Source organism: Streptomyces sp. NPDC002779, from assembly GCF_042888685.1.
Lineage (GTDB): Bacteria > Actinomycetota > Actinomycetes > Streptomycetales > Streptomycetaceae > Streptomyces.
Map to the genome: position 1 here is coordinate 19,242 of NZ_JBIAQC010000016.1, position 11,751 is coordinate 30,992.

Here is an 11,751-nt window from a genome sequence, read left to right on the forward strand (position 1 = left end):
GCTTCCGCGCCGGTCACAGGGCCCTGAGGCCGTTGATCACGTCGCGCAGAATACTCTCGTCGACCAGTTCCGCCGGGGGAACGGGCCGGTTCACATGGACGAGTTCCCCGTCCACCAGATCCCCGACGAGGACGCGTACCACGCCGATGGGAAGGTCGAGTTCGGCGGCGAGTTCGGCGACCGACTGCGGGGCGTCACGGCACAGGTCGACGATGTCCACGTGCTCCGGGGAGAGGGTCGAATCCGGTTCCGGATCGTCCGCGCGCGACTCCGCGACGACCACCGCGATGAGATCGAGGCGGTGCTGGGCCGCACTGGTGGTGCGGCCACGCGTCATGGCGTACGGACGGACCACCGGTCCGGCCTCGTCGTCGAACCAGTGGCTTCTTCCCTGACCGTCTGCACTCATGTCATCCCACTACCCGCCTGCGGGCAGGTCGGTGCGTGGAGCGGTGCCCAGATGCACCCCGACCCGCTTGACCAGGAGGGTCATCTCGTACGCGACCTGGCCGACGTCCGAGTCGGCATCCGAGAGGACGGCCAGGCAGCTGCCGTCGCCGGCGGCCGTCACGAACAGGAAGGCGTCGTCGAGCTCGACGACCGTCTGCCGCACGCTGCCCGCCTCGAAGTGGCGGCCCACGCCCTTGGCGAGGCTGTGGAAGCCGGAGGCGACGGCGGCCAGGTGCTCGCTGTCCTCCCGGGTCAGGTCCTTGGACGCACCCGTCGGCAGGCCGTCCCCGGAGAGCACGACGGCCTTGCGGATGCTGGCGACGCGGTCCACCAGGTCGTCGAGGAGCCAGTTGAGCTCGCCGGACGCGGTGGTCGCGGTATGGCCGGTCGCCTTCGGTGCGGTCATCGACCGTCCCCCTTTGTCGTTCCTCGTGGTGCTGTGCCGCTGGGGGCGTCGTCGCCCGCGGCGTTCTCCTCGCGGCCGCGCTGCCAGCCGCGCTGGAGCGAGGCCATGCGGTTGCGTACCTCGTCGGCATCCCGCTCGGTGGGCTCCGTCGAGCCCTCGGTCGGTCGGGCGGGATCCCGTTTGAGCTGTGGTGCGAGATTGGCCTGGCGTACCCGCCGGGGCAGCGGTCCGGTGCCGGAGCCGGGCTGCTGCGGCCTGGGGGCGGGGTGCCGGTCCGGCGCGCCCGGGTTGCTGGACTCGATCTCCGCGCGCCGGGTGCGCCGGGGAAGGGGGGAGGGCTCCCCCGAGGAGTCCCGGCCCGTGGCCGGGCCGGTCCGCTCGCCGACCGGGTCGGAGGTGCCGGGACCGCGACGCGGGGGCGCGTCCCCGCGCCGCCGGCTCGGCAGCGGTGCCGGGGTGGCCGGCTCGTGGCGGCCGGCGCCCGCCGGGTACTCCTCGGCCTCGTCGCGTCGGGAGCGCTGGTCGGTGACGGGGCGCCCGTGCGAGCTGACCAGCTTCGGCGTCCGGCGCCGGGGCAGCGGAACCGCGGCATCCAGGTGGTCCTCCGAGGCGGCATGGTCCGGGTCGGCGGAGTCCGGCGGGTCGTGGCGGGCGGTGGTGTCCTCCGCGCGGGCGAGGTGGGAGCGGCGCGGGCGGAAAAGACCGCCGCGCTCGCCGTCCTCCTCGTCCAGTCCGTCCGGGAAGTCGCCCAGGGCGGGCAGATCGACGGGCGCCTCCAGCTCGACCGGCCCGTCGAGGAGCTGGGTGGGCAGCCCGGGCAGCTGTACGGGCACCTGGGCGAGGGCGGCTCGGCGGCTCTCCTCCAGTCGGCGGGCCTCCTCCAGCTCGGCCTCCTTGGAGGGGCCGGGCCGGTCCAGCCGGAAACCGAGACCGTTGGTGTCCGGTACGTCGTCCGTCAGCAGCGCGTCGGGGATGAACACGACGGCGGTGGTGCCGCCGTACGGGGACGGCTGGAGGGAGACCCGGACGTTCTGCCGCTGGGCGAGCCGGCTGACCACGAAGAGACCGAGCCGGTCGGTGTCGGAGAGCTCGAACTCGGGGGTCTCGGCCAGCCGGAGGTTGGCGTCCAGGAGCGCGTCGGCGGCCATGCCGAGTCCGCGGTCGTGGATCTCGAGGGTGAAGCCGTTGGCGACGCGTTCGCCGAGCACATGGACGGCGGTGTGCGGCGGGGAGAACACGGTGGCGTTCTCCAGGAGTTCGGCCACCAGATGGGTGAGGTCCGCGACGGCCGGGCCGGTGACGGCCACCCGGGGCAGCCGGCGGACCTCGATGCGCTCGTAGTCCTCGACCTCGGCGACGGCGGCCCGCACCACGTCCATGAGCTGGACGGGCTTGCGCCACTGCCGGGAGGGGGCGGCGCCGGAGAGGATCACCAGGCCCTCGGCGTGCCGGCGCATACGGGTGGTGAGGTGGTCGAGGCGGAACAGGTCGGCGAGTTCGTCGGTGTCCTCGGTCCGGCGTTCCATGGTGTCGAGGAGGGTGAGCTGCTTGTGCAGGAGTACCTGGCTGCGGCGGGCGAGGTTGACGAAGACCTCGGAGACCCCGGCGCGCAGTTCGGCCTGTTTGACGGCGGCCTCCACGGCGGCGCGCTGGAGGGTGTTGAGTGCCTGGCCGACCTCGCCGATCTCGTTCTTGTCGTACTCCAGGCGCGGGACCTCGGTCTCCACGTCGACCTGCTCGCCCGTCGACAGGCGGCGCATCACGCTGGGCAGCCGGACGCCGGACGCCTCGTGGGCCTCCAGGCGCAGCTGTCGCAGGTCGCGGATGAGGGTGCGGCCGATCCGGACGGACAGGACCAGCGAGACCAGCAGGGCGACGAGACCGAGCACACCGGCGATGGCCGCCTTGGCGATGACGCCCATCGCGACCGGCCGGACCCGGTCCTGGTAGCGGTCGGCCGCCTGGTCGTTGAGCTCGGCGAGCTCGTCGAGGACGTTGCCGGCCGCGGAGTCCCAGCTCTTCGCGGTGACGCCGCTGGGCGTGCCGGCGCCGGTCGAGACGGCGGATTCCTCGGCGACGCGCAGCGGGGCGCTCGCGGCGTTCTTCCAGAAGCGGGTGAAGCGGTCCCGCTCCCAGGAGGGCAGCAGGGGGAGGTTGACGTCGTAGATCAGGGTGCGCTGGGCGGCGTAGTCGGAGACCGCGCGGAGTTCGTCGTGCGAGAGCCTGCCGACGATCAGCGCGGAGCCGAGGAGGGCGTCCTCGCGGGAGAGCAGCTCGCGGGCGCGCGCCAGGTTGACCAGGGCGCGGTACTCCTTGTCCATCTCCACGTTGTCGACGACGTGGAGGTTGGCGAGGAGCACGTAACAGGGGTCGATCAGGCTGTTGTAGAGGTTCAGCGCGGTGGCCCGGTTGACGGTGCCGTCCTCGACGCTGCGGCGCAGGGAGTCGATGCCGTCGAAGGCGTCCAGGACGGCGGTGAGGCGTTCGTCCGTGCCCTGACCCATCGCGTCGCGCACGTCGGGATTCTGGGCGTTCTTGCGGATCTCGGCGACGGCTTCGTCGGTGGCGCTGCGGCTGCGCCTCAGGGTGGCGAGCCCGTCGGAGGCGCGCGGGTCGGCGAGGTGGACAAGTGTCTGCCGGCGTTCCTGCTGGAGGACACGGACCGTGTCCTCGATGGGGTAGCCGATCTTTTCCACGACGGACGACACATTGAACAGCTGCTGTGCCTCGCGACCCGTCAGTACCGTGGCGAAGCCCCAGATCGCGGTGAGGGACACCAGCGGCACGAGAAGCAACGCCACGATCTTCCGGCGGATGGACTTCCCGCGAAAGCGCATGGCCTCCCCCAGCTCGACCCCCACCGGACGGGGGTACACATGTGCGTCAACAAACGGCGCGAGCCTACTACCGACGCACACGTAACTCGAAGAGCCGTCCGGAAGCTGAACTTCCGTACCGGGGGCGAGACATGGGGAGTTGTCCGGCCATTGGGGGAGATTGCCTCCCGGATCCCGGCACGGGCCGCCGGGACCGGCCCGGCTCGTCCGCAATATCAATTGGCTGGAATTTTTCCCTCGTTGGGAATCTTCGGGCGAGGTCGTTCGTCTTTCTCCATGGGAAACGGGGGCAGAATCGGCCACAGGAGCCGCATCTCGCCTCCCGGCGGCGTAAAACAGCGCAAGCCGGGCAGCCGTTGGGGAGCCGGGTCTTCGGACACGGAAGCGAGCGGTCTGCTGGCGGTGGGGAGTGACACGGTGATGGGCACGGCTCAGCGGCGCAAGGCGCCTGAGGACGGCGGCGCGGCGACGCGCCTGACGGTGCGGGAGGGTCCGGAGGCGCCGAATCTCGACATTCCGGCGGCCCGGACGGGAGTTCCAGCGGCCCCGGAGGAGAAGGCGGTGACGCCTCCGCGGGTCACCTCGCACGAGCGGGAGGAGCGCGAGGAGGCACTGGCAGAGGCGCTGTATCCCCCGCTGTGGGTCGAGGAACCGGCGCGTCGCCGTCGGCTGCCCGATCCGGTGCGCACGGCGGCGGTGCGGGCGGTGCTGATCATCGCCGTGACGCTGATGCAGGCGATGGTGGCCTTCCTGTGCACCCTGGCGGGCTCGTGGCTGGCGTTCCCGATGGTGCTCAGCAGCGTGGCCAGCACAGTGGTCGCCACCTGGGCCGCGCTGGACGTCTGGGTGACCCGTCAGGTGTGGAACCAGCGCCACGGCGTGGTGTCGACACCGGCCAGCACCGCGCGTCAGTTGCGGCGGGAGCGGCGCCGGGCGCAGCGCCAGGCCAGGGCGGCCGGGCGGGGCCAGGAGCGGATACACGGGCGGGGCGGCGCGGGGCAGTTGTCGCACTCCTGAGGCGAGGCGGGGGCACCCGAGCATCGGTACCCGGAAAGCACCCCTTCAGGACACCGACGCCCCCATACGCCTGTCCCCTCCCCCCAGTTCACGACGTAGCCGCATGAAGGGGCGCGGTCTGTCCACGGCGAGGACCGCGGTCGTACGGCCGTCCCTCTCGTACACCGCGAGGAAGCCTCCCTCGGCCGGTGCCCCGTCGGACAGAGCGCCCTCGGCGATACGGACGGTGTCCCCGTCCCGGCGGTGGCCGGCGAACTGGATGCGGGCGCCGTACTGGTCGGACCAGAAGTAGGGCAGCGACCTCACCGTCCGGGAGGTGTGCCCGGCGAGCAGGTTGGCGACGGCGACCCGGGGCTGTTCCGTGGCGGAGGTCCAGTGCTCCGCGCGGTGGCCGCCGACGCGGGCGACGTCTCCGACGGCGACCACCTGGGGCAGCGCCGTCATACAGCCGTCATCGCACAGGACACCGTCCTGAAAGGCGAGCGTGGACCCGGCCAGCCAGGCCGTGTTGGGGACGGCACCGATGCCGACGATCACGACGTCGGCCGGGAGGTCACGGCCGTCGGCGAGTGCCACGCCGCTGACGGCGGCGATGCCCGTCAGCCCGGCCACGCCGGTAGCGGTGACCAGTTCGACTCCGCCCCGGCGGTGCAGGGCCGCGCACACGGCGGCCATCTCGACGCCGAGCTGGGGCACGAGCGGCAGCGATGCGGCTTCGACCACGGTGACCGTGTGGCCGAGGGCGGCGCAGGAGGACGCGGTCTCGGCGCCGATGAAGCCGCCACCGATGACGACGACACGTCGGGGGCCCTGGGTGAGTTCCTCGCGCAGGGTTCGGGCGTCGTCGAGGGTGCGCAGGGTGTGGACGCCGGCGAGTTCGGCCCCGGGGAGGCGGCGGGGCGAGGCGCCGGTGGCGATGACGACGCCGTCGGTGGACACCGTACGGCCGTTGTCGAGCAGAACCGCGCGTCCGCGGACGTCGAGGCCGCGGGCCCGGGTGCTGAGGCGCCACTCGGCGTCGAGTTCCGCGGTCTCCTCGGCGTCGGTGAGGGCGAGTCGGTCCTCGTCGATCCGGCCGGTGAGGAAGTCCTTGGAGAGGGGAGGCCGGTCATAGGGGCGGTGGGATTCGTCGCCGACGATCACCAGTCGACCGTCGAAGCCCTGGGCGCGCAGTTCCCGGGCCGCGTACAGCCCGGCGAGGGAGGCGCCGACGACGGTCACGGTCCTCATGCGGTGCGCCTCCTCTTGGCCAAGGTCGCGCACGAGTCAGCACAGTGGCCCTGCGTCGGCCGGGTCACGGCGTTCATGCGGCCGTACCCTCTTCCCGCGCCAGGTGGACGTGGATGACTCCGTCGTCGACCGTGACCCGGTGGGTGCGGACGGCTCGGCGGGCCGGGAGGCAGGTCGGTTCGCCGGTGCGCAGGTCGAAGGAGGCGGCGTGCAGCGGACATTCGACCAGGCAGCCCTCCAGCCAGCCCTCGGAGAGGGAGGCGTCCTGGTGGGTGCAGGTGTCGTCGATGGCGTACAGCTCGCCGTCCTCGGTGCGGAACACGGCGACGGGTGGTGTCGTCCCGATGCGGACGGACTCGCCCTCGGGGAGGTCTTCGAGGCGGCAGACGGGAATCATGGGCCCCCCTCTCGGTCCGGAGCGCTGGTCCGGACAGGTGTGGTCCAGGTGCGGCAGGGAGTCAGGAGCGCGGGCCTTTGTAAGGCGGTCCGCGGAGAGACAGCCCGGAAGCGGGGTTCCAGGGCCGGAGTGCTGCGTTGCTGCGACTGCGTTGCTGCGGTGCCGCGGTGCGCCCGGGGTTCCGGGACGCCGTCGGTCCGGAGCCGGGTGCGGCCGCATGTGCTGTTCGGCCCCTACCGGGGACCGGACGCTTGGGTAACATGATGTTTCGCATGGCGCACGAGCAAGCGCTATGCGCAACAGAATCCGCGCGGGGCGACCGTCGCGTCAAGGGTTTCCCGCAGATGCGGCCCGAATCGGGCCCCCAGGTGGTGAGAGTTGAGCCATGACCCGCACGCAGAGGCAGCAGTCCGTCCCAGGTGCCAGCACGCCCAGCCCGGAGAAGCAGGGCGGAAGGGGCGCGGCGAGCGCGGTGCAGTCGGTGGACCGCGCCGTGAGCGTCCTGGAGATCCTGGCCCGGCACGGGGAGGCGGGCGTCACCGAGATCGCCGACGAACTGGACGTGCACAAGTCGACGGCCTTCCGGCTGCTCGGCGTCCTGGAGAACCGCGGCCTGGTGGCCCAGGCGAAGGACCGCGGCAAGTACTACCTGGGCGCCGGCGTCCTGCGCCTCGCGGGGGCGGCGGCAGTGCGCCTCGACATCTCGCAGGAGGGTGTCCCGGTCTGCCGGGAACTCGCCGACGAGCTGGGCGAGACGGTCAACATCGCCGTGCTGGACGACGACGCGGCGGTCAACATCATGCAGGCCCGCGGCACGGCGTCGGTGACGGCGCAGAACTGGCTGGGCCGGCGCACCCCGCTGCACGCCACCTCCAGCGGCAAGGTGATGCTCGCGCACATGTCACCCACCCTGCGCGAGGGGCTGCTGGCCCGCCCGTTGCCGCGGTTCACGGAGCGCACGATCACCGGCGCCTCGGCGCTGCGCGGGGAGTTGGAGGCCGTGGTGGAGCAGGGTTACGGCATCACCCTGGAGGAGCTGGAGCTGGGGCTGGCCGCCGTGGCGGCACCGGTGCGTTCGCACGACGGCAAGGTGATCGCGGCGATCAGTGTCTCGGGCCCGGTCTACCGGCTGAACAGCGACCGGCTGCCCGAGCTGGCCAAGCGCACGGTGGCGGCCGGGGCCGAGCTGTCCCGCCGTATGGGATACGGCTTCTGACCGAAAGCCTCCGAACAGCAGCAAGCCGAACGAGCGGATCACGGCGCGGGACCAGGTTCCTCCTGCTCCCGCGCCGCCTCTGTGTCCGACGGCCCCCGCCGTCCCGTGTCCGACGGCGCCCGCCGTCATGTGTCCAGCAGCCACCGCCGTCCCGTGTCCGACGGCCTCCGCCGCCATGTGTCCGACACGTTTCGCCTCGCGGATTCCTTTTGCCAAGGGTTAACTCGCGCCTCTTGACGGCCGCTTGATGGCGTTCTCACTATGTTCCTCATCGCGCAACCCATCGTGCAGTGCGCAACAGCAGAGGAGCCCGGTCGTGCCACACGAGGTCCGTGCCGTAGTCGCTGTGAAGAAGGGCGCACCCGTCGAGGTGCGGACGATCGTCGTCCCCGATCCGGGCCCCGGTGAGGTGCTGGTCGCCGTACAGGCCTGCGGGGTCTGCCACACCGACCTGCACTACCGCGACGGCGGGGTCAACGACGACTTCCCGTTCCTGCTGGGACATGAGGCGGCCGGCACGATCGAGGCGGTCGGCGAAGGTGTCACCGACCTCTCACCCGGTGACTACGTCGTCCTCGCCTGGCGGGCCCCGTGCGGCAGGTGCCGTTCCTGCCGCCGCGGCCGTCCCTGGTACTGCTTCGACTCCCGCAACGCCGGGCAGCCGATGACGCTGCTCGACGGCACCCCGCTCAGCAACGCCCTCGGCATCGGCGCCTTCGCCGAGAAGACGCTGGTCGCGGCGGGGCAGGCGGTGCGGATCGACCCGGCCGCCCGGCCCGAGGCAGCCGGCCTCATCGGCTGTGGCGTGATGGCCGGTTACGGCGCCGCGGTGAACACCGGCCGAGTCGGGCGCGGCGACTCGGTCGCCGTCATCGGCTGCGGCGGCGTCGGCAACGCAGCCATCGCCGGAGCCTGTCTGAACGGCGCCATGAAGGTCATCGCCGTCGACATCGACGACAAGAAGCTCGACCAGGCGGAGAAGTTCGGCGCCACGCACACGGTCAACTCCCGTGGCACGGACCCGGTGGAGGCGGTGCGGGCGCTCACCGACGGCCATGGAGTCGACATCGCGATCGACGCCGTGGGCCGCTCCGAGACCTTCACCCAGGCCTTCTACATGCGCGACCACGCGGGCGTGCTGGTGCAGGTCGGCGTCCCCTCCCCCGAGATGAAGGTCGAGCTCCCGCTGATCGACGTGTTCTCACGCGGCGGCGCGATCAAGTCGTCCTGGTACGGGGACTGTCTGCCGAGCCGGGACTTCCCGTTCCTCGTCGACCAGTACCTCTACGGGCTGCTGGACCTGAACGCCTTCGTGACCGAGACGATCGCCCTCGACCAGGTCGAGGAGGCCTTCGCCAAGATGCACCGGGGTGAGGTGCTGCGCTCGGTCGTGGTCCTGTGAGCCCCGTCGACCACCCCGCAAGGAGGGGCATGTCCAGCACCCCCGAAAGCCAGTCCCCCCGTGTGGTCGTCATCGGTGCCGGCATCGTCGGCTGCTCGCTCGCCGACGAACTGACCGCGCGCGGCTGGACCGACGTCACCGTCCTCGAACAGGGCCCCCTGCCCGCCCCCGGCGGCTCCACCTCGCACGCGCCCGGACTCGTCTTCCAGACCAGCCCGTCCCGGACGCTCTCGGAGTTCGCCAAGTACACGGTCGAGAAGTTCAACGCCCTGACCGTGGACGGAGTTCCCTGTTTCGACCGGGTCGGCGGCCTGGAGCTCGCCACCACCCCGGAACGCCTCACCGAACTGCATCGCAGGGCCGGTTACGCCGCCGCCTGGGGCATCCGCGGCGAGATCGTCGGCGCCGCCCGCTGCAAGGAACTGTGGCCGCTGCTGGACGAGTCGGTGGTCCTCGGCGGCTTCCACACCCCCGACGACGGCCTGGCCCGCGCCCTCCTCGCGGCCCGCGCCCAGCGGGAACGGGCCACTCAAAGAGGCGCCCGCTTCCTGGAACGCCACACCGTGACCGGCATCGAGAAGGAAGGGCACCGCGTCACCGCCGTACTCACCGACCAGGGTTCCTTCCCCGCCGACCACGTCGTCTCCGCGGCCGGTTTCTGGGGGCCGGTGAGCACTACGGCACGGAGAACCTCGCCCTCGGCCGGCGCATCTCCTACGACGTGAAGGCCAACTGGAAACTGATCGTCGAGAACTTCATGGAGTGCTACCACTGCGCCACGATCCACCCCGAACTCACCGAGGTGCTGCCGGAGTTCGCCGACGGCTACGCCGCGCAGTACTACGTCGGCCACGGCGCCGAGTTCGGCGAGGAGGTCAAGGGCTTCACCGTCGACGGCAGCGAGGGCTTCGCGAAGCTGCCGGGAGTGAGCGAGGACCAGGACCGCCGGTACTACGCCGTCACCGTCAAGCCGACGGTCTTCGTCAGCCTCGTTCCGGACCATGTGATCCTGCACCGCATGTTCCCGCTGGCCGAGGACCGCACGGTCGTCGAGTGCGACTGGCTGTACGCACCCGAGGTCGTCGCGTCCGGAGCCGACGTGTCGAAGTCGGTGGAGCTGTTCCACCGGGTCAACGAGCAGGACTTCGAGGCCTGTGAGCGGACACAGCCGGCCATGGCGTCCCGTGCGTACCGCGCGGGTGGTGTGCTGGTCCCCAACGAGCACCACATCGGGATCTTCCACGCGTGGATCCTGGAAAAGCTGGGAGGCGGCCATGCCGGACCTGTTCATTGACGGCGAGTGGCGGGGTGCGCTCGACGAGCGCACCCGGGAGATCCGCTGTCCGGCCGACGGCTCGCTGGTAGGGGTGGTGGACGAGGCGGGCGGCAAGGACACCGTGGAGGCGATCGGCGCCGCCCGTCGCGCCTTCGACACCGGCTCCTGGCCCCGGACGGCACCGCAGGAGCGCGGCGACCTGCTGCTGCGCGTCGCCGATCTCCTCGTACGCGACAAGGAGTCGATCGCCCGGGCCGAGTCGCTGGACACCGGAAAGCGGCTCGTGGAGAGCGAGTACGACGTCGACGACGTGGCCAACTGCTTCCGCTACTTCGGGCGGCTCGTCGCGGGCGAGGGGACCGGCCGGGTCGTCGACACCGGCGCGCGGGCCATCGACAGCCGGGTGGTGCACGAGCCGGTCGGGGTCTGCGGGCTCATCACCCCGTGGAACTACCCGCTGTTGCAGACGGCCTGGAAGGTGGCCCCCGCGCTCGCGGCGGGCAACACCTTCGTGCTGAAGCCGAGCGAGCTGACCCCGCACACCGCGATCCATCTGATGCGGCTGCTGGACGAGGCCGGACTCCCGCCGGGCGCCGGCAATCTGGTGCTCGGTGCGGGACCCGAGGCGGGCGCCCCGCTCGCCGACCACCCGGGCGTCGACCTCGTCTCCTTCACCGGCGGCCTGCACACCGGGCGGCGGCTGATGGCGGCCGCGGCCGGGACCGTGAAGAAGGTCGCGCTCGAACTCGGCGGCAAGAACCCCAACATCGTCTTCGCCGACGCCGACTTCGACACGGCCGTCGACATGGCGCTGACGGCCGTGTTCCTGCACTCCGGGCAGGTCTGCTCGGCGGGTGCCAGGCTGCTCGTGGAGGAGCCGCTGCACGACCGGTTCGTCGACGAGGTCGTACGGCGGGCCGCCGGGATCAGGCTCGGCGGGCCCTTCGACGAGCAGGCCCGGACCGGGCCGCTGATCTCGGCGGCCCACCGCGCCAAGGTCGAGGCGTACGTGGCCATGGGGCTCGCCGAGGGCGCGGTCCTGCGCTGCGGCGGCGCCCGCCCCACCGGTGCCGGTCTCGACGACGGCTTCTACTACCCGCCCACGGTGCTCGACGAGTGCGCCGCCGGAATGTCGGTGGTCCAGGAGGAGTCCTTCGGGCCGGTGCTCACGGTGGAGTGCTTCACCGGCGAGGAGGAGGCCGTACGCCTGGCCAACGACACCGTCTACGGCCTCGCGGGTGCGGTATGGACGCGTGACGAGGGCAAGGCGGCGCGGGTCGCGGCCGCGCTGCGGACCGGCACGGTCTGGATCAACGACTACCACCCGTACGTCCCGGGGGCCGAATGGGGCGGCTACAAGCAGTCCGGATTCGGGCGGGAGCTCGGCCCCTCCGGGCTCGCCGAGTACCGCGAGACCAAACACATCTGGCGCAACACCAGCCCCACGCCTCAGGGATGGTTCAGCTGATCACCGGGTAGCAGCACGCGGCACCCGGCCCCCGCACGAGCCGCTCCCCCTC

9 protein-coding genes and 2 pseudogenes are annotated in these 11,751 nt (G+C 71.7%); 6 read left to right on the forward strand and 5 right to left on the reverse strand.

All coding sequences use genetic code 11. From position 1 onward, the window contains the following. Window positions 1-13: 13 nt before the first annotated feature. Genes ACFYW5_RS31950 through ACFYW5_RS31960 form a run of 3 tightly spaced genes read right to left on the reverse strand, consistent with a single transcriptional unit; the run spans window position 14 to window position 3,693 of the window. Complete coding sequence (locus ACFYW5_RS31950) at window positions 14-409, reverse strand: DUF742 domain-containing protein (protein ID WP_389420615.1); 396 nt, start codon at window positions 407-409, stop codon at window positions 14-16. A 9-nt stretch (window positions 410-418) separates the two neighbouring features. After that, the gene (locus tag ACFYW5_RS31955) at window positions 419-856 is read right to left on the reverse strand and encodes a roadblock/LC7 domain-containing protein (protein WP_389420616.1); all 438 of its coding nucleotides are present in this window, start codon (window positions 854-856) and stop codon (window positions 419-421) included. Beyond that, a complete protein-coding gene (locus tag ACFYW5_RS31960; protein WP_389420700.1) occupies window positions 853-3,693 on the reverse strand; it encodes a nitrate- and nitrite sensing domain-containing protein in 2,841 nt (946 codons plus the stop codon). Before ACFYW5_RS31960 ends, ACFYW5_RS31955 begins: the two co-directional genes overlap by 4 nt. A gap of 420 nt (window positions 3,694-4,113) precedes the next feature. Between ACFYW5_RS31960 and ACFYW5_RS31965 the strand changes: the two genes are divergently transcribed. Next, window positions 4,114-4,710, forward strand: coding sequence for a hypothetical protein (locus tag ACFYW5_RS31965; RefSeq protein WP_389420617.1), 597 nt, complete (start codon window positions 4,114-4,116; stop codon window positions 4,708-4,710). A 45-nt stretch (window positions 4,711-4,755) separates the two neighbouring features. Here the strand turns inward: ACFYW5_RS31965 and ACFYW5_RS31970 are convergent, their stop codons facing one another. Beyond that, window positions 4,756-5,940 (reverse strand): NAD(P)/FAD-dependent oxidoreductase, encoded by a 1,185-nt coding sequence (locus tag ACFYW5_RS31970; RefSeq protein WP_389420618.1) that lies wholly within the window; start codon window positions 5,938-5,940, stop codon window positions 4,756-4,758. 73 nt (window positions 5,941-6,013) lie between these two features. After that, window positions 6,014-6,337, reverse strand: coding sequence for a bifunctional 3-phenylpropionate/cinnamic acid dioxygenase ferredoxin subunit (locus tag ACFYW5_RS31975; RefSeq protein WP_389420619.1), 324 nt, complete (start codon window positions 6,335-6,337; stop codon window positions 6,014-6,016). 385 nt (window positions 6,338-6,722) lie between these two features. Here ACFYW5_RS31975 and ACFYW5_RS31980 point away from each other — a divergent pair, with 385 nt between their 5' ends. The 5 genes and pseudogenes from ACFYW5_RS31980 (at window position 6,723) to ACFYW5_RS32000 (ending at window position 11,699) form a co-directional block, all read left to right on the forward strand. Further along, complete coding sequence (locus ACFYW5_RS31980; protein WP_389420620.1) at window positions 6,723-7,553, forward strand: IclR family transcriptional regulator; 831 nt, start codon at window positions 6,723-6,725, stop codon at window positions 7,551-7,553. Between the two features lie 316 nt (window positions 7,554-7,869). After that, entirely contained in the window at window positions 7,870-8,955 is a 1,086-nt protein-coding gene (locus ACFYW5_RS31985) for an S-(hydroxymethyl)mycothiol dehydrogenase (RefSeq protein WP_389420621.1), read from the forward strand. Window positions 8,956-8,984: 29 nt separating this feature from the next. After that, window positions 8,985-9,626, forward strand: a pseudogene (locus ACFYW5_RS31990) (NAD(P)/FAD-dependent oxidoreductase); the annotation flags it as partial. Further along, window positions 9,626-10,249 (forward strand): annotated as a pseudogene (locus ACFYW5_RS31995) (RHO alpha subunit C-terminal catalytic domain-containing protein); the annotation flags it as partial. The pseudogenes ACFYW5_RS31990 and ACFYW5_RS31995, both read left to right, overlap by 1 nt. Further along, window positions 10,230-11,699 carry an aldehyde dehydrogenase family protein gene (locus ACFYW5_RS32000; RefSeq protein WP_389420622.1) on the forward strand — a complete coding sequence of 490 codons (1,470 nt, stop codon included), beginning with the start codon at window positions 10,230-10,232 and terminating at the stop codon, window positions 11,697-11,699. The pseudogene ACFYW5_RS31995 and the gene ACFYW5_RS32000, both read left to right, overlap by 20 nt. Window positions 11,700-11,751: the final 52 nt, after the last annotated feature.